The organism is Sporosarcina sp. Y838, assembly GCF_056786515.1.
The window spans coordinates 13,518-37,962 of record NZ_JBXCJD010000019.1; the positions used below are offsets into that span (position 1 = coordinate 13,518).

27 protein-coding genes and 1 other RNA gene are annotated in these 24,445 nt (G+C 40.3%); 25 read left to right on the forward strand and 3 right to left on the reverse strand.

Going from position 1 to position 24,445, the window contains the following annotated elements; translation table 11 throughout:
* Positions 1 to 174: 174 nt before the first annotated feature.
* Entirely contained in the window at positions 175 to 354 is a 180-nt protein-coding gene (locus AC1TO4_RS16445; RefSeq protein ID WP_482106208.1) for a hypothetical protein, read from the reverse strand.
* 466 nt (positions 355 to 820) lie between these two features.
* Here AC1TO4_RS16445 and AC1TO4_RS16450 point away from each other — a divergent pair, with 466 nt between their 5' ends.
* The 3 genes from AC1TO4_RS16450 to AC1TO4_RS16460 are packed head-to-tail and all read left to right on the forward strand — an operon-like array spanning position 821 to position 1,875.
* The gene (locus tag AC1TO4_RS16450; protein WP_482106240.1) at positions 821 to 1,027 is read left to right on the forward strand and encodes a spore coat associated protein CotJA; all 207 of its coding nucleotides are present in this window, start codon (positions 821 to 823) and stop codon (positions 1,025 to 1,027) included.
* A 23-nt stretch (positions 1,028 to 1,050) separates the two neighbouring features.
* A complete protein-coding gene (locus AC1TO4_RS16455) occupies positions 1,051 to 1,290 on the forward strand; it encodes a spore coat protein CotJB (RefSeq protein WP_482106209.1) in 240 nt (79 codons plus the stop codon).
* A 15-nt stretch (positions 1,291 to 1,305) separates the two neighbouring features.
* Positions 1,306 to 1,875 (forward strand): manganese catalase family protein, encoded by a 570-nt coding sequence (locus AC1TO4_RS16460; RefSeq protein WP_482106210.1) that lies wholly within the window; start codon positions 1,306 to 1,308, stop codon positions 1,873 to 1,875.
* A 699-nt stretch (positions 1,876 to 2,574) separates the two neighbouring features.
* On the opposite strand, the gene AC1TO4_RS16465 is transcribed toward AC1TO4_RS16460, so the two are convergent.
* Entirely contained in the window at positions 2,575 to 3,081 is a 507-nt protein-coding gene (locus AC1TO4_RS16465) for a DUF3231 family protein (RefSeq protein ID WP_482106211.1), read from the reverse strand.
* Between the two features lie 187 nt (positions 3,082 to 3,268).
* Here AC1TO4_RS16465 and AC1TO4_RS16470 point away from each other — a divergent pair, with 187 nt between their 5' ends.
* From AC1TO4_RS16470 to AC1TO4_RS16575, 22 genes are all read left to right on the forward strand, one after another.
* On the forward strand, positions 3,269 to 4,078 hold the full coding sequence (locus tag AC1TO4_RS16470) for a DUF2935 domain-containing protein (RefSeq protein ID WP_482106212.1): 810 nt from the start codon (positions 3,269 to 3,271) through the stop codon (positions 4,076 to 4,078).
* 309 nt (positions 4,079 to 4,387) lie between these two features.
* Positions 4,388 to 4,966 carry a LemA family protein gene (locus AC1TO4_RS16475; protein ID WP_482106213.1) on the forward strand — a complete coding sequence of 193 codons (579 nt, stop codon included), beginning with the start codon at positions 4,388 to 4,390 and terminating at the stop codon, positions 4,964 to 4,966.
* Complete coding sequence (locus AC1TO4_RS16480; RefSeq protein WP_482106214.1) at positions 4,963 to 5,757, forward strand: TPM domain-containing protein; 795 nt, start codon at positions 4,963 to 4,965, stop codon at positions 5,755 to 5,757. The genes AC1TO4_RS16475 and AC1TO4_RS16480 overlap by 4 nt, the downstream gene beginning before the upstream one ends.
* Positions 5,758 to 5,852: 95 nt before the next feature.
* Positions 5,853 to 6,080, forward strand: a complete 228-nt coding sequence (locus tag AC1TO4_RS16485; protein WP_482106215.1) for a glutaredoxin family protein — start codon at positions 5,853 to 5,855, stop codon at positions 6,078 to 6,080.
* A 134-nt stretch (positions 6,081 to 6,214) separates the two neighbouring features.
* Positions 6,215 to 7,249 carry a sugar-binding transcriptional regulator gene (locus AC1TO4_RS16490; RefSeq protein ID WP_482106216.1) on the forward strand — a complete coding sequence of 345 codons (1,035 nt, stop codon included), beginning with the start codon at positions 6,215 to 6,217 and terminating at the stop codon, positions 7,247 to 7,249.
* Positions 7,250 to 7,354: 105 nt separating this feature from the next.
* Positions 7,355 to 8,362, forward strand: a complete 1,008-nt coding sequence (gene gap / locus AC1TO4_RS16495; protein ID WP_482106217.1) for a type I glyceraldehyde-3-phosphate dehydrogenase — start codon at positions 7,355 to 7,357, stop codon at positions 8,360 to 8,362.
* 113 nt (positions 8,363 to 8,475) lie between these two features.
* On the forward strand, positions 8,476 to 9,657 hold the full coding sequence (locus tag AC1TO4_RS16500) for a phosphoglycerate kinase (RefSeq protein WP_482106241.1): 1,182 nt from the start codon (positions 8,476 to 8,478) through the stop codon (positions 9,655 to 9,657).
* Positions 9,658 to 9,672: 15 nt separating this feature from the next.
* A complete protein-coding gene (tpiA, locus tag AC1TO4_RS16505; protein ID WP_482106218.1) occupies positions 9,673 to 10,434 on the forward strand; it encodes a triose-phosphate isomerase in 762 nt (253 codons plus the stop codon).
* Complete coding sequence (gene gpmI / locus AC1TO4_RS16510; protein ID WP_482106219.1) at positions 10,427 to 11,953, forward strand: 2,3-bisphosphoglycerate-independent phosphoglycerate mutase; 1,527 nt, start codon at positions 10,427 to 10,429, stop codon at positions 11,951 to 11,953. Before tpiA ends, gpmI begins: the two co-directional genes overlap by 8 nt.
* Before the next feature lie 14 nt (positions 11,954 to 11,967).
* Positions 11,968 to 13,263, forward strand: coding sequence for a phosphopyruvate hydratase (eno, locus tag AC1TO4_RS16515; RefSeq protein ID WP_482106220.1), 1,296 nt, complete (start codon positions 11,968 to 11,970; stop codon positions 13,261 to 13,263).
* A gap of 211 nt (positions 13,264 to 13,474) precedes the next feature.
* Positions 13,475 to 13,702 (forward strand): preprotein translocase subunit SecG, encoded by a 228-nt coding sequence (secG, locus tag AC1TO4_RS16520; protein ID WP_482102324.1) that lies wholly within the window; start codon positions 13,475 to 13,477, stop codon positions 13,700 to 13,702.
* Positions 13,703 to 13,866: 164 nt separating this feature from the next.
* Positions 13,867 to 14,613, forward strand: a complete 747-nt coding sequence (locus AC1TO4_RS16525; RefSeq protein ID WP_482106221.1) for an alpha/beta hydrolase — start codon at positions 13,867 to 13,869, stop codon at positions 14,611 to 14,613.
* Positions 14,614 to 14,681: 68 nt separating this feature from the next.
* Complete coding sequence (rnr, locus tag AC1TO4_RS16530) at positions 14,682 to 16,988, forward strand: ribonuclease R (RefSeq protein WP_482106242.1); 2,307 nt, start codon at positions 14,682 to 14,684, stop codon at positions 16,986 to 16,988.
* Positions 16,989 to 17,139: 151 nt separating this feature from the next.
* Positions 17,140 to 17,607 (forward strand): SsrA-binding protein SmpB, encoded by a 468-nt coding sequence (gene smpB, locus AC1TO4_RS16535; RefSeq protein ID WP_482102322.1) that lies wholly within the window; start codon positions 17,140 to 17,142, stop codon positions 17,605 to 17,607.
* An 80-nt stretch (positions 17,608 to 17,687) separates the two neighbouring features.
* Positions 17,688 to 18,048, forward strand: a transfer-messenger RNA (tmRNA) gene (ssrA, locus tag AC1TO4_RS16540).
* Positions 18,049 to 18,321: 273 nt separating this feature from the next.
* On the forward strand, positions 18,322 to 18,561 hold the full coding sequence (locus AC1TO4_RS16545; protein WP_482102321.1) for a hypothetical protein: 240 nt from the start codon (positions 18,322 to 18,324) through the stop codon (positions 18,559 to 18,561).
* A gap of 368 nt (positions 18,562 to 18,929) precedes the next feature.
* Positions 18,930 to 20,534 carry a T7SS effector LXG polymorphic toxin gene (locus tag AC1TO4_RS16550; RefSeq protein ID WP_482106222.1) on the forward strand — a complete coding sequence of 535 codons (1,605 nt, stop codon included), beginning with the start codon at positions 18,930 to 18,932 and terminating at the stop codon, positions 20,532 to 20,534.
* Between the two features lie 8 nt (positions 20,535 to 20,542).
* Positions 20,543 to 21,076 carry an ankyrin repeat domain-containing protein gene (locus tag AC1TO4_RS16555; RefSeq protein WP_482106223.1) on the forward strand — a complete coding sequence of 178 codons (534 nt, stop codon included), beginning with the start codon at positions 20,543 to 20,545 and terminating at the stop codon, positions 21,074 to 21,076.
* Positions 21,054 to 21,386, forward strand: coding sequence for a DUF2185 domain-containing protein (locus AC1TO4_RS16560; RefSeq protein ID WP_482106224.1), 333 nt, complete (start codon positions 21,054 to 21,056; stop codon positions 21,384 to 21,386). The genes AC1TO4_RS16555 and AC1TO4_RS16560 overlap by 23 nt, the downstream gene beginning before the upstream one ends.
* A gap of 238 nt (positions 21,387 to 21,624) precedes the next feature.
* A complete protein-coding gene (locus AC1TO4_RS16565; protein ID WP_482106225.1) occupies positions 21,625 to 22,155 on the forward strand; it encodes an SMI1/KNR4 family protein in 531 nt (176 codons plus the stop codon).
* Between the two features lie 77 nt (positions 22,156 to 22,232).
* A complete protein-coding gene (locus tag AC1TO4_RS16570) occupies positions 22,233 to 23,231 on the forward strand; it encodes a T7SS effector LXG polymorphic toxin (protein ID WP_482106226.1) in 999 nt (332 codons plus the stop codon).
* Between the two features lie 38 nt (positions 23,232 to 23,269).
* Positions 23,270 to 23,614 carry a hypothetical protein gene (locus AC1TO4_RS16575; RefSeq protein ID WP_482106227.1) on the forward strand — a complete coding sequence of 115 codons (345 nt, stop codon included), beginning with the start codon at positions 23,270 to 23,272 and terminating at the stop codon, positions 23,612 to 23,614.
* Positions 23,615 to 23,669: 55 nt separating this feature from the next.
* On the opposite strand, the gene istB is transcribed toward AC1TO4_RS16575, so the two are convergent.
* Positions 23,670 to 24,443, reverse strand: a complete 774-nt coding sequence (gene istB / locus AC1TO4_RS16580) for an IS21-like element helper ATPase IstB (RefSeq protein WP_482106228.1) — start codon at positions 24,441 to 24,443, stop codon at positions 23,670 to 23,672.
* Between the last annotated feature and the right edge of the window lie 2 nt (positions 24,444 to 24,445).

A 24,445-nucleotide genomic window follows, 5' to 3' on the forward strand; every position in this document is an offset into this window, starting at 1 on the left:
CCTAATAATGGAAACGTAATCAGTTGTGAAATTAAAAGCCCAGACGGTGTGCGATCACTTGGAACACGAAGAAATAGATCGTACGAGAAAAGTTTATCGTTAAAAGTTAAATTATGATAAAAGCAAATTCATCAGCTATCGCTGATTTTGCAAATACAGATGGTCATGGAGTTTTTAATCTTTTCGACTATTTCCATTCTGAGTACTTTCAGCAATTGTGGAAGTTGCTTTCTTAAAATCATTATTAATAGTAGGTGAAGAGGCCTTTACAGGATCTCCATAGGCTGTAAAAGTAGTTGGATCTTTCTTTTTCTGATCAGCACTTGCATTCGTGTTCATGTTTTGATTTGTCATTATTGTAGAACCTCCTATTGTAATTTCAAATGTTATCAAGCTTTGAAGTGAAACCATTTAGTCATTAATTAACTTTAGAATCTCCAATAACGCGCTTACTATGCATCTCAAATAGAGTTCTTATCTTTTTGGAGCAAAGAACAAGCGGCGCATATTTGAAATAGAAAAAGGAAGGCGATTTTTGACTACTTTTTGCTTTGAACAAAGCTTTAGATTCTCATAGTTACCTCAATTCCTTTTTAACAAAATTCGTTTACCTACATATACTAAGTGTCACTGGGCGTATTTCCTAGAGACAAAGGAGTGTTTATTTGGATTGGCTAATAATCACTTTGTTCGGAGTTATTTTCTGCTTACTTATTCTAATCTTTACATTGGCTTTACCTTTAGCTAAACAAAAGCAATAGTAGCAAAATAACGTTCTCTTCATACAATATTTCGAGGAGTGATGAAATTGGAACGTCCGATGTTCCGGGGAAGTTTTAAACCGTTCGTTTCCCCGCTAGATCCATGTCCACCTATACTGGAAAAGACTTTTGTTTTACCCCCACAGATTTTTACGAATTTTCAACAGCCTGGGCTTCCTCAGTATTCTCCTGCAGAAGCACTGCGTCGCGGAACGCTTTGGCCTGCGTTTGATGATGGGTTCTCACGGGAAGAGGGGATTTCATGAACGCGTTTGAAGAAGAACGCCGTATGATGTTGTTGGTGCAGCAGGCAGACTTTGTAGTTGTCGAGCTAACGTTGTACACTGACACCCATCCTGATGACGCTGAAGCGCTAGATCAGTGGCGGGAAGCAATTAAAGAAGCTGCTAATGTACGGCGCCAATATGAAAATAAATACGGACCCTTATCTCTGACATCCATACCATCAAAACAGGCCATTGAAATCGGCTGGCGCTGGAATCAAGAACCATGGCCATGGCAACGATGAGAAGGGAGATTAGCTATGTGGGTCTATGAGAAAAAACTGTTGTATCCGGTTGAGGTAAGTACATGTAATCCTACCCTTGCGAAATACTTGATGGAGCAATACGGAGGTGCAGACGGGGAACTTGCGGCTGCACTCCGGTATATGAACCAACGCTATACGGTTCCGGGTAAGGTGATAGGGCTTTTGAATGACATCGCAACGGAAGAATTTTCACATCTAGAAATGCTTGCAACAATGATTTATAAGTTAACGAAAGATGCGACACCTGAACAACTTGTCGAAGCTGGACTAGGCGCGCATTTTGTCAACCACGGACATGATCTCTTCTACGAAAATGCGGGCGGAGTACCATTTACTGCGACCTATATCCAAGCGAAAGGCGATCCGATTGCCGATTTGTATGAAGATATTGCAGCGGAAGAAAAAGCTCGAGCAACCTATCAATGGCTGATTGACGTTTCAGATGATCCACTCATCAATGATTCATTGGCATTTTTAAGGGAGAGAGAAAACATTCACTCATTACGATTCAGAGAAGCTGTTGAAATGTTAAAAGATGAACGCGATCGTAAAAAGGTTTTTTAAAACGGAGAAATGCGTGTAAGTTTATTACCTATTGATAAACAAATAACTAGAAAATAATTTGATCAAACACTAGGCGCTATTTGTATAGTTGCTTTTAGATCGCATTAATTAACTTATATACGCTTATCGGGAGGTCTAAGTAAGTAGGGATACGACTTTTTCGCATCCCTACTTACTCATTTCGGGACGATAGAATAAATCGCTATTATAGGAGAGAGGCGGTCAAAGATACAATTTTGACCGCTCGTACCTTCTACTATCTTATCTCTTTTTACATTATAAGGAATCGTACATTCTAAAAAAGTTAGCAGAGAATGCAATTTACAACGTGCTAGAATGCCCGAAATTGCATCTTCGGGCACTTACATTCTTTATAGAAGCTCATCTATTCTCTTTTTCACAGCAACTGCAGTTTTGACTTAACTATTGTAAGAACGCGACAGGCTATTAATCACAACAGGACGACTGAAAAGGGCGTGGCTAGTAGTGACGGAGTCACTTCTAGCCACGCTAGCCACTCAGTTAAAATGTCGTGATTAATTCGACGAAAGCGGGCCGGAGATAGCCTGGTGAAAATGGCATAATTCTAACTCTTTTCACTAGCGTTTTATGAGGAAAATGGTTAATCAACAGACGTGTAAATGTATAACAAAAAGGCAATGGTCCAATGACCATCGCCTTTTTGAATATGGAAATCATTTAATCAGCTTTACTTTTATGAAGTGGTGGATAGACAAGCCAACCCTTTTCCTTATTTAGACGCAGCATCTTTGCACCGAAAAAAGCTCTTTCTGTATGGTATTTGCCAAACATTACTGCGATGTCTTCTCGAAGGCATTGCCCCATAACTTCACTGCATGATACAAGTCCTTGTCCAACATTAATGGAAACGGCCGCACTGATTTCTAAATCTGAAAACTTTGCGCCCACTGGAATTTCCTCAGCACTTGCATTAGGACGTTCAGGTAACGAAGGGGGTGGGGTGACTCCATTGACTTTCAATAACTTTAACAGATCATCGTTTTCATTTTTCATCATTTTAATAGCCTCATGTAGAAGCTTAATGAGATCCTTATCACCTGCGTGATTAATAAATAATTCATAACCACTAATTAATCCATTATTTGCGCCGAGATAGGCCCACGTTCCAACTACTTCTCCATAATGCATCGGCTCATTTTTCGGGTTTCCATCCATTATTCCCACAAAAGCACTCCCTTTATTTTTATTTCCTACTTTTATTATGTGTTACTAAAGAAAAATTATTCAAAATGATAAGGTTCTTTTAGGTTATCTCAAGAGCGATATGGTGAATTGGAATTAGTTTTGTGGTTTTCATAATAAAACCTACTGCCTCATACAAATGAAAGTAGAGATAAATGGAGGGGATTTTTTGCCGAGAACAATTGAAGAAGAAGCAGTGTTTGAACTTCACTTTTGGCTTCAAATATTGGAAGATCACGCTCGTTTCATTCACGATTCATTGGCACCAACTGAAATCGAGAAAATTAAGACAGCCAGTCACTTTATTACACAATTTGACGAACTGCTTAACAATTCAAGACAGTCTTTAGATGTACGATTACTACAAGCAGTCTTAATACAATCAAAGATAGCCAGTGAAGAGATTCGTACATTTAAGTTGTTTTTGATTCAAGAACATTTAATTGGAAATATAAAAATTTCATTATCTCCATCCTTTATCAACCATATGGTCAATGAAGTAGAGGAAGCCATTCGATTGTTTACATGTCTTGAAAAAGGACAGATGCCACCAGCTGTTCACCCGCTCCATCACGATCTCTTATGGTTACTGGATGCTGCGGGTCACGCAGGGGCGCTAGACTCAAATTTGGACACGGTTGAAGCGCAGCTCAAAAATAAAAGTCGTAATTTCAAAATAGACTGGGATGCCTTTTATTTGAAAGCAATTGAAATGGCTGGTTTCTTACGCGCGAACGTGATGAAGTTCCCTGCATTAGATAGGTTCCATAATGACGTTAACTTAGAAATGAAGATATTTAAAAACTTCCTTAAAGAATTAGAAGAGATGGAGCTTAAAAAGGAAACGCTCGGAACGCTCACGCCTTTAATGGCCGACCATATGGCGCGTGAAGAAACGTATTATTTAATGAAATTAGCTGAGTTAACTAGTGTTCCACCGCCGAAAGAAGATCCCACGAAACCGCGGCCAGAATCGTAATGTAGATTTAACTTTTTTTGAAAATGAGAGATGGCTTCAACCTCATTGAGAGGTCTTGTTAATCTCTCTTTTATGCAACGAGGAGATGTAGAAGTTTCCTTTACATAGTCGATAAAAACTGTACACAATTATAATATCCAAAAAAAGTATACGTATGCTTAGTAAAAGCGTACGTATACTTTTTTTGCGACTTTTCAATATTATGTGAATCCTTTCGTAGGGAAATGGAGTATATAGGAGTGTAGGAAAAAGTTTCAATACGTTATGGAACAGGGTAAATAAGAGTAAATAACGAATAGGAGTGAAAAAATGAAGAAGATTTTAGGTCCGATTGTGGTAATTGGAATTATACTTGCAATACTCGCTATGATACTGGTTCCAAGTTACAACAAATTCGTCAATCTTGAAGAAGATGTGGACTCGGCATATGCACAAGTCGATAACCAATTACAACGGAGACTTGATTTGATTCCGAACTTGGTCAATACGGTTAAAGGATTCGCAAGCCATGAAAAAGAAATTATCAGTGATATAGCCGAATCTCGTGAAAAACTTGCAGGTGCACGAGGGCCGGAAGACCAGGCAGCAGCCGACACAGAATTATCCGGTGCCATCAGCCGTCTTCTGGTAGTCGTGGAAAACTATCCTGACTTGAAAGCCAATGAAAACTTCAGACAACTGATGGATGAATTATCGGGAACTGAAAACAGACTTGGCGTGGCACGTAAAGATTACAATGATGTAGTATCCAATTACAATAGACAGGTAAAAAGATTCCCCGGAAAAATTGTCGCATCCATCTTTGGATACGATGAAAAAGAATACTTTAAAGCCGATGCAGCTGCAAATGAAGCACCTGAAGTCGATTTTGGAGATGACTCGGAATGATTCATAAAGCTGTCCGCTTACTGGCGACGGCATGTCTAATTGTATTCACATCGCTAAACTTTGCGGCATTATCGGCTGATGCCGCTGTTCCGGTCATACAAGATTCAGCGAATGTGCTATCTGCTGATCAGGCAGCGGAGCTTGAGCAATTAGGCATCCAATTATATAATGCGACAACAGCGGAACTCGCAGTATTAATCCTCCCGAGCATTGGGGATGAACCTGTCGAAGAGTATGCAGTAGAGAAGCTAAGAGAATTTCAATTAGGCGATAGTGAAAAAGATAATGGGGCTTTGCTCGTTGTTACAACTGAAAAAAATTCAGACGGTAACCGCCATTTTTACCTATCAGTGGGATATGGATTGGAAGGCGCGCTTCCAGATGGGAAAGTCGGACGTATCATGGACGAAGTGGCGGTTCCCTATTTGAATGAACAGCAACCTGACTTAGCAATCATGGAGGCTTATAAATCCTATTATAATGAAATAGCAGCTGAGTATGGATGGGACGGGGCAGTTGCTGAAGTTTCAACTTTAAGTGCAGGTTCGGGTGATTCAGGTTTTGGTGTCCCTTTTCCCATATTGCTTTTCATAATGATTTATATCATTTTTCGTATCATGAGGAATAAGGGAGGTCGCGGTGGAGGTGGCTCAGGCGGTCGTCGAGGTGGAGGACCAATCTTCTTCCCTGGTTCATTTGGGGGAGGCGGCGGAGGCGGTTCGGGCAGCGGTTTTGGAGGCTTCGGCGGCGGTGGTTCCGGCGGTGGCGGAGGAGCAGGTCGAAGTTGGTAATAGGAGTGAAGGGTTTCAAGCGCAGACAACAATTTGTGCATGAAGCCCTTTTTCACTTATACTGAATTGAATATAGAAGTAATGAGGTGTTTTGGATGCATGTGAAGTTTTATACCAAACCAGGGTGTCATCTTTGCGATGAAACTGAAATGATGATGAAGCTTGTCAGTGAAGATTATCAGTTAACATGGACGACCATCGATATTGAACAAGACGATGAAAGTCATGAATTGTATATGTTAATGATTCCGGTCATCGAAATAGAAGGCGTACCAGTTCTACACGGTTCAATTGGATATGTAGATATCATTAACTTATTCTAAAATAATGTGAAATATTTGATGTAGCGGAGTAAAAAAGCTATAATACAGACAGAAGTATTTTTTTGCCCATCGTGGGACGTTTTATGACTACGTGGGACAAATAGTGACCAATGCTGTTGGAAGGGGTTTGATCATTGGATTTATTTACGGAAGCGCAAAGAAAGCTCGTCCCAGAAATGATGGAGCTAATGCAGGAAAGATACCGCATATTAAAATTTGTGAAGATGGCCGGTCCAATTGGCAGACGAGCTCTCGGACAAGTGGTTGGTTTATCAGAACGGGAAATACGAACAATGCTGGATATTCTCAGAGGACAAAATCTAATTGTAATTGCGAAAGACGGCGCGGCAATCACAACAGAAGGTGTAGATATTCTACAAGCACTTGAATTGTCTATGGAAGACTGGTCGGGATCTGCTTTGCTTGCGAAAAAGCTAGTAGAAGCATTGGGCATCCAATCAGTCAAAGTTGTTTCGGGTAATTCTGATATAGATACTTCATCGAAAAATTTACTCGGTATGGAAGCGGCCAAGCAATTTTCCACAAAGATTGGTAAGGGCAAAATAGTTGCTGTTACTGGAGGAAGTACGATTGCATCGATCCCTCCTTATATAGAAAAGCTCGACAATGCCGCTAATTTGTTGTTTATAGCTGCTCGGGGCGGAGTGGGGGATGACATTGGCATGCAGGCAAATGTCATTGCGGCAACTTTCGCCTCAGCATCTGGGGGTACATACAGTACGTTTTATTACCCCGAGTCGTTAAGTGAGGAAGCGCATGAAGTGTTCAGAAAAGAACCTTCTGTTTTGAAAATGCTTGAACTTTATGAAACAACAGACTGTGTAATGCATGGAATCGGTGACGCGCAAACAATGGCAACCATGCGAAAATCGCCAGAGGAAGAACAACAAATAATGTTGAACCTCGGCGCCAAAGGAGAAGCATTCGGTTATTATTTCGACGAGGATGGGAACGCTGTTCATAGACTAAGGACTGTTGGTATTCAGACTAAACATCTAACGAAGGTTCCACTTCTCATTTCGGTTGCAGGCGGTAGCAGTAAAGCAGAAGCCATTCTAGCTTATATGGCCAGTGCCCCGAAGCAGACAAATTTAGTTACAGATGAAGGCGCAGCAACTGAAATGCTGAAGATACTTGCTGATAAATAAACCGGTACATGACTAAGTTGGCTCTATTCAGGGAACAGGTTTAAACAGGGTTTTTGTAGTTAAAGTTAACAGTTGAATACATTAAATATACTGGAGGAATATCCTATGACATTGAAAATTGCAATTAATGGATTTGGAAGAATTGGACGGATTGTATTTCGTGAAGCCATGAAACAAAAAGATATTGAAATTGTAGCAGTAAACGATTTGACTGACGCGGCAATGCTCGCACATCTATTGAAATATGACTCTGTGCATGGCGTTTTCGACGCTGAAGTCAGTTCAGAAGAAAATATGATCGTTGTAAACGGTAAAAAAGTTAGAGTCTACGAAGAGAGAGACCCAGCACTACTGCCGTGGGGAGAGCTTGGAGTCGATGTTGTTATTGATTCGACTGGCGTCTTCCGCGACAAGGAAAAATTGAGCAAACACTTAGAAGCAGGAGCGAAAAAAGTCATTCTTTCTGCCCCAGCTAAAGGTGAACTAACAACACTCGTTATGGGTGTTAACCATGAAACATACAATCCAGAATTAGACGATATCGTATCAAATGCATCTTGTACGACAAATTGTCTAGCTCCAGTCGTGAAAGTTCTAAATGATCAATTCGGCGTAAAACGCGGTTTGATGACTACGATTCATTCTTATACGAATGATCAGCGCATTCTAGACCTACCACATGAGGATTTCAGACGTGCTCGTGCAGCTGCCGAATCCATGATTCCAACGACAACTGGTGCGGCGTCTGCAGTGACAATCGTAATTCCTGAATTAAAAGGAAAACTTGATGGCATGGCTGTGCGTGTACCGACGCCGAACGTTTCACTTGTCGATTTCGTTGCAGAACTCGGGACAGATGTGACGGTGGAAGATGTGAACACTGCATTCAAACATGCAGCTGAGAATGAATTGAAAGGTTTCTTAGTCTACAATGAACTGCCATTAGTTTCAAAAGACTATAATGGAAATCCTTCCTCTTCGACTGTAGATGGTCTCTCAACAATGGTGCTCGAGAAAAACATGATTAAAGTAATTTCTTGGTACGACAACGAAACAGCTTACTCTGCACGTTGTATTGATTTGGCACTCTACATGTACCAAAAAGGCTTGTAAAAGGTTAAATATAGCCATACATCAGTAGACGGCTTATAATATAGTTGGGTAAGAGGAACGGGGTTACCCCGTTCCTCCTTTTTAAATTTAACTTGAAGGTGGCGTTTTTCATGGTGTCGAAAAAGACGATGAAGGATATGCAGTTTGAAGGGAAACGGGTTTTTTGCCGGGTAGATTTCAATGTGCCTATGGAGGATGGGAAGATTACGGATGATACGAGAATCCGTGCAGCAATCCCAACGATTGAATATTTGGTCGGACAAGGCGCAAAAGTCATTCTTGCAAGTCATTTAGGACGTCCAAAAGGCGAAGTGAATGAAGACATGCGGCTTACCGCTGCAGGGGTCAAACTTGCTGAACTGATGAGTAAGCCGGTTACAAAACTCGATTCGTCCATTGGAAGCGAAGTGGAGAAAGCCATTTCAACAATGAAAAACGGCGATATCGTTCTGCTTGAAAATGTCAGGTTCCATGCGGGAGAAGAGAAAAATGATGCAAAACTTGCAAAGGAATTTGCAGGATTAGCTGATTTCTTCGTCAACGACGCTTTCGGTGCTGCACATCGTGCTCACGCATCTACGGCCGGAATCGCAGCGTATATTCCAGCTGTTTCTGGACTATTACTTGAAAAAGAACTGGATATTCTCGGCAAAGCTTTGTCGGAGCCTGAGCGTCCGTTTACAGCGATTATCGGTGGAGCTAAAGTGAAGGACAAAATTGACGTCATCGATCATCTTTTAGATATAGTGGATAACTTGTTAATTGGCGGGGGACTGTCGTATACATTTACGAAAGCACAAGGCTATGAAACAGGAAATTCATTGCTTGAAGAAGATAAAGTCGACTTGGCGAAATCATTTATTCAAAAGGCTAAAGAAAAAGGCGTTAACTTATATTTACCGATTGACGCTGTAATCGCTGATGCTTTTTCGAAAGATGCGAATACGAAAACGGTGAAAATTGACGCCATACCAGAAGGATGGATGGGACTCGATATCGGATCGGAAACAGCGGCATTGTATTCGGATGTTATTAAAGATTCAAGTCTAATTATCTGGAACGGACCGATGGGTGTGTTTGAAATGGAGCCATTCGCTGGGGGAACCAAACAAGTTGCTGAAGCGATGGCTGAAACAAAAGCCTACACGGTCATTGGTGGAGGCGATTCTGCTGCCGCTGTCGAAAAGTTTGGCGTTGCAGAAAAAATGGATCATATTTCCACTGGCGGGGGTGCATCTCTTGAATTTATGGAAGGGAAAGACTTGCCAGGGGTCACTGCACTGAACGATTACTAAACGGAGGGAAACATTTTGCGAAAACGAATTATTGCAGGGAACTGGAAAATGTATAAGAATGCAGACGAAGCGAGAGACTTCGTTGAAGTAGTGAAAGGAAAGATACCCGTTTCAGAAAGAGTGGAAGCAGTTATCTGTCCACCTGCTTTATATCTTTCTGAACTTGCACAGATTACAAAAGAATCGGTGCTCGGTATAGGCGCACAAACAATGCACGATACGAAAGAAGGAGCATACACGGGAGAAGTAAGCCCTGCGATGCTTTCGGCGATTGGCGTAAATTATGCCATCCTTGGCCATTCTGAACGTCGTCAGTACTTCAACGAAACAAATGAAACTGTAAACAAAAAAGTTCATGCTGCATTCGAGTACAAGCTAACGCCAATCGTCTGCGTGGGAGAATCACTTGAAGAACGTGAAAGTGGCAAAACCAACGATATCGTTGCTTTACAAGTGCAGAAAGCTTTCAAAGGAATCAGTTCCGATTTAGCTCCAACAGCGGTTATTGCCTATGAACCAATCTGGGCTATCGGAACCGGAAAAACCGCTACTGCGTTAGATGCGAATGAAGTGTGTGGCGTAATTCGCTCGACAATCTGCAACTTGTTTACGAAACAAGTTGCAGATCAAATTCGTATTCAGTACGGCGGCAGTGTTAAACCTGATAACATTGTAGAACTTTTAGCAATGGAACATATTGATGGCGCTCTTGTCGGCGGTGCTAGTTTGGACCCTAATTCATTCTTGAAACTTTTAGAGGCTGGGGCAAATGCGTAAAAGTCCGGTAGCTTTAATCATAATGGATGGCTTTGGCCTTCGAGACGACAAGATAGGCAATGCCGTTGCACTGGCCAATAAGCCGAATTACGATATTCTCTGGAACAACTTCCCACATGAAACGCTGACAGCTAGTGGAGAAGCGGTAGGTCTACCTGAAGGGCAGATGGGCAATTCTGAAGTAGGTCATCTAAATATTGGAGCCGGCCGAATTGTTTATCAAAATCTAACACGTATTAATAAATCTATTAGAGAAGCAAACTTTTTCGACAATGAGACACTTTTACGGGCTGTAGAACATGCTAAGAAACATGGCTCTGCACTTCACTTGATGGGATTATTATCAGACGGCGGAGTCCATAGCCATTATGAGCATTTGTTTGCACTCCTCCGACTTGCAAAGACGAATGGAATTGAAAAAGTCTTCGTCCATGCTTTCCTTGACGGCAGAGATGTGAGTCCACAATCTGCCCTTTCTTACATTGAGAAAACTGAAACAGTTATGCAAGAACTCGGCATAGGTAAATTTGCGAGCATTTCAGGGCGCTACTACGCAATGGATCGTGATAAGCGCTGGGAGCGGTTGGAAAAGGTCTACCAGGCGATTGTAGAAGGTACTGCATTGACAGCAGTTACGCCAACTGCCGGGGTACTGGCGTCATATGAGCGGGGCGTTCATGATGAATTCGTAGTCCCTTTCATTATTGAAGAACTTGGCCAGCCAGTTGCGACGATAGAAGATGGAGATGCAGTTGTATTTTTTAACTTCCGACCAGATCGTGCCATTCAATTATCACGTGCGTTAACGGATCCTACATTCGGAGAATTTGAAACAGGAGTTAAAATGTATAAAAATTTGAAGTTTGTCACATTTACACATTATAGTGACGACATCACAGCAGATGTCGTCTATAATAGTGAAAACTTAGAAAATACGCTTGGCGAAGTTATTTCTCGTAACAGCTTAACTCAACTTCGGATTGCAGAAACAGAAAAGTATCCACATGTTACCTTTTTCATGAGCGGTGGACGGGAAGATAAGTTCGATGGAGAAGAACGAATTTTGATAGCCTCGCCGAAAGTTGCAACGTATGACTTGCAACCTGAAATGAGTGCTTTTCAAGTGACTGAATCCTTGATTGAAGGAATTGAAGCAGATCGTTTCGATGCGATAATTCTTAATTTCGCAAATCCGGATATGGTAGGGCATAGTGGAATGTTGGAACCTACCATCAAGGCGATTGAAACAGTTGACCTCTGCCTAGGTAAAGTCATCGACGCAATTCATGCAAAAGGTGGTTCTGCTATCATCACGGCTGACCATGGCAACGCCGATGAAGTGACTACGCAGGACGGAGCACCGATGACGGCGCACACGACGAATCCTGTTCCAGTTATTATTACAAAACCAGGAGTCTCTTTGCGGGAAGGTGGAATACTCGCAGACCTGGCTCCAACAATGCTAAAATTGTTACAAATAGAACAACCGGCAGAAATGACCGGCACACCATTATTTTAAAAGGGGAGAAATATATGCCAATCATTACACTTATCCAAGCTAGAGAAGTACTTGATTCACGTGGGAATCCAACAGTAGAAGTTGAAGTATTTACACAAAGTGGTGCATTCGGTCGTGCCATCGTTCCATCTGGCGCTTCTACAGGCGAGTATGAAGCGGTGGAATTACGTGATGGTGATGAGGGGCGTTACTTAGGTAAAGGTGTCCTGCAAGCAGTTGACCATGTGAATGAAGTCATTTCAGAGGAATTGGAAGATGCATACTCGGTACTTGATCAAGTAACGATAGATCATGCACTTATTGAACTAGATGGAACTGAAAATAAAGGGAAGTTAGGCGCGAATGCCATTCTAGGTGTATCCATTGCTGTTGCGCATGCAGCTGCAGATTATCTAGACATTCCACTTTACCAGTACCTAGGCGGCATCAATGCTAAACAATTACCGGTACCGATGATGAATATTCTTAACGGTGGTGAGCATGCCGATAATAACATCGATATTCAAGAATTCATGGTTATGCCAGTCGGTGCAGAATCATTCCACGAAGGCCTTCGCATGGGTACTGAAATATTCCATAGCTTGAAAGCTGTATTAAAAGATAAAGGGTTAAATACATCTGTTGGTGATGAAGGCGGCTTTGCTCCGAACTTATCATCCAACGAAGAAGCACTGTCAATCATCCTTGAAGCAATCGAAAAAGCTGGCTACGCGCCGGGTGAAGATGTACTTCTTGCGATGGACGTAGCTGCTTCAGAATTCTTCAACAAAGACGATGGCACATATAATCTCGCTGGAGAAGGCGTCGTTAGAACGTCTGCAGAAATGGTGGACTGGTACGAAGAGCTTTGCAGTAAATATCCGATTATCTCTATCGAAGACGGTTTGGATGAAAACGACTGGGCGGGTCATAAACTATTGACTGAACGCTTAGGTAAAGAAGTTCAACTTGTCGGAGATGACTTATTCGTAACGAATACAGAGAAGCTTGAACGAGGCATTCAAGAAGGTATTGGTAACTCAATCCTTATTAAAGTGAACCAAATCGGTACGTTGACTGAAACGTTCGATGCAATTGAAATGGCGAAGCGTGCAGGCTATACGGCAATCATTTCTCACCGTTCGGGTGAATCAGAAGATACGACAATCGCTGATATCGCAGTTGCGACAAACGCAGGTCAAATTAAGACTGGCGCACCTTCACGTACGGACCGTGTTGCAAAATACAACCAGTTATTACGTATTGAAGATCAGCTAGATGACACTGCTGTTTATCTAGGTGAGAAGACGTTTTATAACCTTAAAAAATAATAGGTGTTCACAAAGCCCCGCCTCGTGCGGGGTTTTGTGTTGATGTGAATGAATAGGATCTATAAAGCAACGAGTTATTTAAGATTATGTGGCAAACGAAACCTTACGTTGTATAGACTTATGACTTAAAAGTAGTACAATAGGTTGTATCCACTGTCCGTCTTTGGTAAAATAAAACTGTTGTGAAGTTCAAATCGGGAGGTGGAACAAAATGCATGCTTTGCTGATGACACTGCTCGTAATCGTAGCACTATCATTGATCGTAGTCGTATTATTGCAATCTGGGAAAAGCGCAGGTCTATCAGGAGCCATCTCTGGTGGAGCGGAACAGCTATTCGGAAAACAAAAAGCGCGTGGACTTGACCTTGTACTTCAAAGGGTTACTGTTGTACTTGCCGTTTTGTTTATCGTATTGGCAATCGTCATTATGAAAGTATAATCTTTTGCATGTTAAACTATAAATAGACCACTATCGCCTGACCTTCCGACTGGTCAGGCATTTTTTATAAAAAATAAGAAAGTATAAGCTTCGCTACTGAGGTCGTGTCTAGACCTCAGGCGCCAAAGCGGTACCTTAGGCTTTTCTTCGAAAGGATGATTGAAATGAGAATTGCACAACCTAAACCATTTTTTTTCGAGAGAGGGAAACGTGCAGTCTTACTTCTTCACGGATTTACAGGTACTTCAGCAGATGTCCGAATGCTAGGACGATTTCTTGAAAAAAAAGGATATACAACACTTGCGCCTCATTATAAAGGCCATGGCGTACCGCCAGAAGAGTTAATACATACTGGTCCAGAAGAATGGTGGGAAGATGTTCTTTCAGGCTACCGTCAATTGCAAGAAGCGGGTTACGATGAAATCGCAGTAGCTGGATTATCCCTAGGTGGCGTATTTTCACTGAAATTAGGGTATAACAAACCAGTGAAAGGCATTATTACGATGTGCGCGCCAATGTCGATGAGAACGACGGATGTAATGTATGAAGGTGTTATTAAATATGCACGTGAATATAAGAAATATGAAGGAAAAAGCGAAGAAGAAATTGAACTTGATATTGAGGACTTACGTGGCGAAACAATGCCTTCACTCAAAGATCTTCGCGAGCTTGTCTACGAGGTGCGGGACAATATCGATCACATCTATTCCCCGCTATTCGTCGTCCAAGGAACACTCGATGAAGTGATTGATCCTGATTCCGCAAATGTCATTTATAAGACTACAGAATCAAATGAAAAAAAAATCAAATGGTATGAAAAATCGGGGCATGTTATTACACTCGGACCGGAAAAAATGAAACTACATGAAGATATTTTTGAATTTCTGGAATCATTAAACTGGAATGTGTGAACAATAAGACTTATGACCATGCTATAGACTTAGAAGGAGTGACGCAATTGGATAGTTTAGAAAAAGACATGCAAGAAAAATTGCTGTCTCTAATGAAAGAAGAAACTTATAAGCCACTAACTGTGCAGGAAATACAAGAAGTAATGGGATTTGAACAAGCTGTGGAATTCAAAGAACTTGTAAAAATGCTCGTGCATCTTGAACAAAAAGGGCTAATCATTCGCTCGAGATCGAATCGTTATGGTGTGCCAGAAGGCATGAACCTATTACGTGGTAAATTCATCGGACATGCAAAAGGCTTCGGTTTTTTTGCGCCGGAAACTGAAGGAATGGACGATGTTTTCATCCCGCCACATGAAGTGAATGGCGCTATGAACGGGGATACTGTTCTCGTACGTGTCACTAATGCCACATCAGACGGAAGACGTGAAGGGGCAATTACGCGCGTCGTGGAACGTAAAACAACAAAAGTTGTAGGCATGTACCAGGACAACAAAGGCTTCGGTTTCGTTGTTCCCGATGATAAAAAGTTACCTATGGACGTTTTCATTGGTAAAGGCGATTCGCTTGATGCAGTTGACGGCCACAAAGTCGTTGTTGAAATAACTGACTGGCCTGTTGACGGGAAATCAGCAACAGGTATGGTGACACAAATCCTTGGACACAGAAATGATCCTGGCGTGGACATCTTGTCCATTATCCATAAGCATGGAATTGAAATTGATTTTCCACAAGCAGTACTAGACCAGGCAAATAAAATCCCTGATGAAGTTCAGGAAGAAGATTTGTTTAAACGTCGTGATCTTCGTGAAGAACTCGCGATTACAATTGATGGTGCGGATGCGAAAGACCTTGATGATGCCATTTCAGTTGTGAAAAATGACAATGGTAACTATATATTATCTGTTCATATTTCGGATGTCAGTTATTATGTGACGGAAAACTCTCCAATGGGCGATGATGCTTACGACCGTGGAACAAGCGTTTACTTGACGGATAGAGTTATTCCGATGTTGCCGCATAGATTATCGAACGGAATTTGTTCATTGAACCCGGGCGTTGACAGGCTTACTTTGTCTTGCGCAATGACGATAGATCGCAATGGGAAAGTCGTTGAACACGAAATATTTGAGAGTGTGATTCGCTCCAAAGAACGCATGACCTATCAAGAAGTCTATAAAATCATCGAAGAAAAAGATGAAGAGCTTTCAGTTCAGTATGCACATGTCGTTCCTATGATTAATCATATGGCTGACCTCGCGGGTATTTTGAAACAGAAAAGAGAAGATCGTGGAGCCATTGATTTCAATTTCAAGGAATCGAAAATCCTTGTTGATGAAAAAGGATGGCCAACTGATGTTGTCATTATGGAGCGTACCGTATCAGAACGCCTTATTGAAGAATTCATGCTTGCTGCGAACGAAACGATCGCGGAACATTTCCACTGGCTTAAAGTACCTTTCATTTACCGAATTCACGAAGATCCAAAGGCTGAGAAATTACAACGCTTTTTCGAATTTCTAACTAACTTCGGCGTTGTTGTAAAAGGAACGGGGAATAAGGTCCATCCAAAAGCGTTGCAGGAAATCGTTGAATCGATTGAGGGTCTTCCAGAAGAAACGGTTATTTCTACAATGCTTCTTCGTTCAATGCAACAGGCGAAGTATTTAGATCAAAGTCTGGGACACTTTGGATTATCCACAGAATTTTATACCCATTTCACGGCACCCATCCGTCGCTTCCCAGATTTGATTGTTCATCGCTTGATCAGGACATATCTAATCGAAAAAGATGTTTCGGCACAGACGCTTGCGCATTGGAGCGCGATATTATCAGATATAGCTGAGCATACATCTGAACGGGAACGTCGTGCGGTCGAAGCAGAACGTGATACGGAGTCATTGAAAAAAGCACAGTTCATGCTCGATAAAATTGGCGAAGAATATGAAGGAGTTATCTCGTCGGTGACAAACTTCGGTTTGTTTGTTGAACTAGAGAACACAATCGAAGGACTTGTCCATGTCAGTCATATGACGGATGATTATTACCGATTTGACGATAGACAAATGATGATGATCGGGGAACACTCTGGTAAGCAATTTAGGCTTGGCGATGAAGTGACTGTGAAAGTGATTTCCGTGAAACCGGAGGAATCGGCAATTGATTTTGAAATCGTTGGGATGAAACAAAACGTCCGTCGTACACGTAAGGAATCGCCGAAAGTCATCCATGCAAAGAAAAGAGACGGTGACGGTAAACCCGGTGATAAGTCAAAAGATAAAAAGAAAACCGGAACATACAGCAAAAAGAAAAAGTTTTATGAAGGCGCAGCTAAAAAAGCGGGAAGTAAACCTAAACCTAGAAAGAAAAAATAAAGTTGGGGCGGTCTAGGCCGCTCCCAAGTTAAGCCTCCGGCGGGATGTCACAAATTTTGAAAGGTTACATACCTGCGTCCTGCAGGCACAAGCGCAATTCGAAATTGGGACGCAATTACGCCGGGGCGTAATGGATTAAGGGGTGAAAGAAATGGCGAAAGGCCAGGGGAAAGTAGTCGCTGTTAATAAAAAGGCGAATCATGATTTTGCAATAGAAGAAACGATTGAGGCAGGTATTGTCCTACTAGGTACTGAAATCAAAGCAATTCGCAATAGTAAAGTCCAACTGAGAGACGCTTTTGTAAGAATCCGCAATAACGAAGCATGGATTACCAATATGCATATTAGTCCATACGACCACGGGAACCAGTTTAATCATGATCCGGTTAGGTCGAGGAAACTGTTACTCCATAAAAAACAGATTAGTAAATTGATTGGACAAACGAAAGAACAGGGAACTTCAATTGTTCCGATTAAGATGTATTTAAAAGACGGTTTTGCAAAAGTATTAATAGGCGTAGGTAAAGGGAAGAAAGATTACGATAAACGCCAGGATCTCAAGAAAAAAGATGCAAAACGTGAAATAGATCGTGCTCTTAGAGATAAACAAAAGTATTGAAGTTTATGTAAAAATGAGGTATACTGATTAATGTTCAAGTAGTTCAGAAGCCTTGAAAAAGGCCATCCTGACATCCCTTTGGGGGCGTTACGGATTCGACAGGGGTCGTCTGAGCTTGAGTTGCGCGTCGGAGGGCCCGGCTCCGTCAGAAACGGCACCTTATAATAACAGGCAAAACTAACAACAACCTAGCATTCGCAGCGTAAGCTGTTGAATCTGCCTTACACTTCCATCGCCCATGTGGCATTTGTAGGGCTCAACCTTTAGTGGGATACGACGGCTGTTGCCTCTTGAGGCAGCCGGAAGAGACTTCCAAGATAGCGTACATGACGCCCTGATTGCCGGCATAATGCCACGCGAATCCAAATAGACAATCTACACGCGTAGATGCTTAAGTGTTAGAGCCTCTGGACGTGGGTTCGACTCCCACCGTCTCCATATTTGTTGTCACAGCAACGTTTAAGCGATGTGTGGCATCATTATGGCAACAATAATATAACGAAGACGATTTCATCTTTTGATGAGATCGTTTTTTGTTTAGGGGATTTTGCGGTACCTAGTGAGTGAGTGCTGCCTGTGCACGGTGCAATTCAGACACGATTCAGAATTAATTCGAATTGTGTTATGAACAGGCAGACAAAACTATAATCTGCTACTCTTTTCCCACCAAACAATAAAAGAACATTTCATTTAAAAATGAGAGGATGAGTAAAAATGGATAATTCACAAGAGAGAATCTGTAAGTTTCTAACTCAAAATAAGTTAAAATTCATCAGTGAAGATCAAGTAGCTAAAAAGTTCGCATACAAGAACATACTGACTTTTTACATTGGAAAAGAAGGATGGTCAGCCTATGGTATTGATGGAAGAGACTTTAAAGGTCGAAACCATCAAACATCTAAAGTTGGATTTCTTATTACTGAGTATAAAGATTCTGAAAAGGATATATATTAAAAAGATGAATTTATGGGGAGGGGAAAGAGTTATTTAATAGAAAATAAAAGCAACATTTTATAACGATAATAGCACTTTGTGACACCCGTTTAACCCCTATAAATTGGGCTTTAGCAAGTTCATATATGTGGGGAGGCGGTACGGTGCAATACGGACACAATTCAGAATTGTCTGGTGTGCAGGCGGACAAAACTAATCCATATTCCTTTTTTGTAATATTATAACTCCTTCCTTTGCACTCTCGCGAAAAATGGAATATAATAACTGTTCATAGATTACTAGAGGGGGAGAAGAATGTTCACCTGTGGGGTATTATTGTATACTAAAAAATATTGTGATGTGGCTATTTTCAAACTGAGGCAATGCCTATGAAAATATTAGATGTGGATTTATTTCAGGGTGGGCTGCAGCGCAACATTACTATGTTGGACAGGCTAAGCAGTGAAATGGAAGCGATCCACCATGCAGTGAAGGGTCTAGTTCAGATGGAGGAACAATTTAAAGGAGCGGGAGGTAATGCTATCCGTTCCTTTTACCAGGAGTGTCATTTACCATTTCTTCATTTTTTCCAGTTGTTTACCGAGCAGTTCAAACAAGTGCTTCATCAGATGGAGGCAGCACTTCATTCACTCGAACCTGATTCAACCGGTTACATATTAGAACAATTCCTAGAGGGAGAGCTAGAACAGGGACTTACGCTTATTGGTCATCTCACCGCTAGTTTGACGGATGAGGCAAACAGTATCATGGATCAGGTGAGTGATATTGTCGGACTGCCCCACTTGGATGATAGCGGAGTGCAGGAGGGAGTCATTCGTTCTAAGAGAAAAAGTGATGATACCATCTCACAACTTTATGAATTTGATGCAACGCAGACTTCCGCACTACATCCCATTGAACAAGATTTGCAGACGATGAACACGTGGCTTACGGATATGGAGGGACTGTTCCAAGCAGGGGTAAAGGACATTACCTTCGTCCCGAGCCAATGGAATGTTCTGACGTTTAGAAGTGAAATTAGAACGGAACTGTTCCCAAAAGTGTACTTAAATCCTAGTGACGTATGGGTAAAGGAACATCAACAGCTAATCGGTATGATGATTACTGCAGCGACTTTTCAAACCCTGGAAGGAAAGAAAGTTACGACTATCGAAGAAAACTTAGAGGAAAATATAAAATATCATGAGTATGAAAATGGTTTACTCATTAAAGAGTATGTTGTAGGCCAAACAGTTTTCTATGAAGTTGTTTCCAAAGTTGAATATAAAGTAGAAGAAATCGTTAAAGTCGACAAACCGAAAGAAAACAAATTACTAGATTATTTTCAGGTTGGATTAGATATTGCAGGGCTTGTACCTGTTATTGGTGAAGCAGCAGATGGCGTAAATGGTGTTATCTATGCGGCGAGAGGGGATACATTAAATGCGGCCCTTTCTTTTTCTGCGATGATTCCCGTTGTGGGTATGGCTAGTACCGGTGGGAAATTTGCCGTGAAAGGAAGTAAGGCAATAGGGGATGCCCAGAATGCGAGCAAAGCTGCAGATAATGTCATAGATGGAGCTAAGGGTACGGATAAAGTTGGTACCCAAAAAATCATAAAGAAAGATGGATCTGTTACTATTAAAGGTGAAGGAGTCATCACTGAAGTTATAGATAATAGACCTTATTTAGATCCTAAAAATAGACCATCATTTAGAAAGAGAGTACCAGAAGTAACTTTTGAGAATGCAAAAGGTCCAGATGGATTGGTGAGAGATCCACTCTATCCAGAAAAAATAATTGAGTGGGAACCTGGTCAACCTAGAAAAGATGTTTGGGACATGGGGCATCTTCCAGAACACAAATATTCTGATATGCATAAGAGATATTTAAATGGAGAGTTAACACCAAAAGAGTTACGTGATTGGTTTAATAATCCTGATAACTATCGTCCAGAATTACCTAGTACTAATAGGAGTCATAAAATAGAATAATTAAGAGGGTGCTGACAATAAAAATTGATTTAATTGCAAAATTAAAAAATACAAGTGAATTTATGAAAGTATACAAAGATGGTGATGAAAAAAATGTATTTGATGGGAAAAGTTTGATTTTCTTTTCGTTGTCAAATACTGACTTACCTTCACGCTATGAAATCAGTAATTTCTTATTAGATAAAAATATTGATGTATTATGTAAAAATAGTGAAGATGAGACCGTGTTGCATGTTTTACTAGGGCAACGAAAAAATGACATTGAAGAAACTTATAGATTATGTAAAAGACTTATCGAAAAAGGTGTTAATATTAATGAGAAAGATGGAAAGAGTCAAGTTGCATTAATTTATATAATTCGATTGAATAAATCAGATGAAGAATTAGAAAAGTTATATAATTTGTGGTTTTCACAACCAAACTTAGATTTAACGTCTAAAGATAGTACAGGATTTTCAGCTATTGAATACGCTAGAAAATTCCCATATAGATCAAGTTTAATTGAAAGGATGGAAAAGTATGAATCAAAAAGAATCTATTGAATTTATTAAAAAAGCTGGGGCCAGTATTGTTTCAAAAAATATAATAAATGAAACAGGAAAATTGAAATGGATATTGAGAGAGAAATCTATAGATGCAGTGGATAATGGTTGGAGATTTTTTTCGGAAATTGATGATGATGATTACATTAATAATCCTGATAATTTAGTAGTATGTGATTTTAATACTGTAGCAAATATTGAACCGGCCATTCTGGGAATATACGAACTACCAATGGGTAGTGACTTACAATTAGTTTCTGAAAATGGAAAAATTAGATTTGTTGATAATTTAACTGGTAAAGAAGTTTGACGATCATTAAATTATAGAAGAAGTAGGTTATCAAGATATTGTACTATAACTCACCAAATGTAATTGATGCTAAGATTGACCTTGAATGGCTTACAGCTCATTCAAGTTTTTTTATAGGATTAATGTAAATTATGAAGGCAATACTTTAATGTCAAAAGGTGTTACATTAAAAGCAAGGGGAACAAATGGCTTTTCTTTAGATGTAATAATATTAATTAAAAAATAGGAGTTTATACATTTGGAAAAATTAATTAAAATTCTTCCTCCCCCAGAATTTCCACAAAAAACTGGAGATAAAGAACAATGGCGGAATTTTTTTGATACACTTGGTACGGAATTGCCTTCAGATTATGTGGAATTTATTGATACTTATAGTGCTGGTGGTATTGACAATTTTTTGTGGATATTAACTCCATTTGTAAATGATGATAATGTAAATTATCTTGGTAGGCAGAAGGAAATAACGGATGCTTATATTCAATCTAAGAAAATTTTTCCGCAGTATTATAAATATGATGTTTATCCTTCAAATGGGGGCTTACTTCCTTGGGGATACACAGATAATGGTGACGAATTATACTGGTTAACCGATGGAGAGCCTGACGAGTGGAAAATTGTAGTGTATGAGTCGAGGTCACCTGAGAATTATATTTATTCACTTACAATGGTAGAGTTTTTATATCAAATTATAACGAAAGAATTAGTAAGCAATGCCTTCCCAGATGACTTTCCAAGTGATGAAACTGCATTTGTTTCAGTAAATGCTTAATAGTTACTTAACCTTGATTGGCTTAATGCCTTTCAAGGTTTTTTATTTAAAACAAGCCTAATATAGAAGTTAGACGTATGAGAAAGGTTAGTTTGACGGATGAGGCAAACAGTATCATGGATCAGGTGAGTGATATTGTTGGACTGCCCCACTTGGGTGATAGCGGAGTGCAGGAGGGGGTCATTCGTTCTAAGAGAAAAAGTGATGATACCATCTCACAACTTTATGAATTTGATGCAACGCAGACTTCCGCACTACATCCCATTGAACAAGATTTGCAGACGATGAACACGTGGCTTACGGATATGGAGGGACTGTTCCAAGCAGGGGTAAAGGACATTACCTTCGTCCCGAGCCAATGGAATGTTCTGACGTTTAGAAGTGAAATTAGAACGGAACTGTTCCCAAAAGTGTACTTAAATCCAAGTGACGTATGGGTAAAGGAACATCAACAGCTAATCAGTATGATGATTACTGCAGCGACTTTTCAAACCCTGGAAGGAAAGAAAGTTACGACTATCGAAGAAAACTTAGAGGGAAATATAAAATATCATGAGTATGAAAATGGTTTACTCATTAAAGAGTATGTTGTAGGCAAAACAGTTTTCTATGAAGTTGTTTCCAAAGTTGAATATAAAGTAGAAGAGATCGTTAAAGTCGACAAACCGAAAGAAAACAAATTACTAGATTTTTTTCAGGTTGGATTAGATATTGCAGGGCTTGTACCTGTTATTGGTGAAGCAGCAGATGGCGTAAATGGAGTTATCTATGCGGTGAGAGGGGATACATTAAATGCGACTCTTTCTTTTGGAGCGATGATTCCCTTTGCTGGCTGGGCAAGTACGGGTGGAAAATTAGCCTTAAAAGGTAACGATTTAAATCAAGTAAGTAAAGTGGTGAGTACAGAGAAGATAGAGTCCATCTATTCGCCAATTTACCAAGATGTCGTCAACAGTTCACTAGGCAAAACTCAAAATAAACTAGATCTTTTATCTAACACTCATTACCAATTGGGTACGCCAAATACCCTTACATTCAAGATGCCATCCGCAAAACAGATATTCCTACGAGTATAAAAAGTGGAGATGTCGATGTTAAGGTTGAAGTAAAGAATGTGGATGTTAGGGCTAAAGGGACGAGTAAAGCAGCTATTAAGCAAAACGAAGTAACTACCTATAAGAATTTTGTTGATAGGTCAGTTGTTGGAGATAATTTAGAAGGCCATGAAGTTTGGCAACATGCAAATTTGAAGGAAAATGATCTTGCCACTAATAGACTATCTACTGAAGCATCAAGGAACAATCCAGTAATAGCATTAATGCGTGAACAACACAAGATTATAAACAAAGCACAAAGAGGTATTGACGCTGCCAATCAATTACGATTTGATAATATTATGAGTAATTCCAAAATTTTGCGAGATGCTGGTATTTCCAAAGAAATTGTAAACGATATGTAACCGTCAAGTAGAATTAAGCAGTTTTCCACAAATAAGTTTCAACAGTTTTCACCAATTAAGATTCAACAGTTAGATTTTGAAACAATGCCTTTCTATATTTCATTCGAATACTATCAGCCTCCTTGTCAAAGGTGATAATTTCACTACGATGCAGTAATCGATCTAATATTGCGGTTGTGAGAGTGGGGTCTCCCAAAAACTTTCCCCACTCTCCTGGCCCCTTATTTGAGGTTAAAATAAATGCTGCTTTATCGTATAAATCATAGATAAACTGAAAGAATAAGTTTGCTTCTTGCGCCTCATACGCCATGTACATCACATCATCTATAATTATTAAATCTGATGTGGCGATACGCTTATATCTTGTCTTTGACTTACTGATATACTCTTTCGTTTTTAAGATATACATAAGCTGGCTCATGGAGATGAAGGATACCTGATATCCTTTTTCTACCGCAAGCATTCCCAAAGCGATAGACAGATGCGTTTTACCAGCGCCCGTCGGGCCCATCATTATTAATGTGAAATATTCCTCGATCCAATTCAATTCTTTCAAAACATTGAGTTGCTTTTCTCCAATTGCAGTTTGTTCCTTCAAGTCATATTCTTCAAATGTCAGCTTCTCAGGAAACTCAGCCCATTTCATCAATCTTTCGTTGTTCTTCTGCTCTCTACAACCCATTTCGTAACTTAATATTTCATGTATGAATTCATGGTAAGTCCAGTTCTTAGCTTCTGCTTCCCGCATTAAGCTTGGTAATTCTTTGGCCGTCTCAGCGAGACGTAAGGCTCGACACTTGTCTTGTAGAAGTTCAAATGGTTGTGTCATAA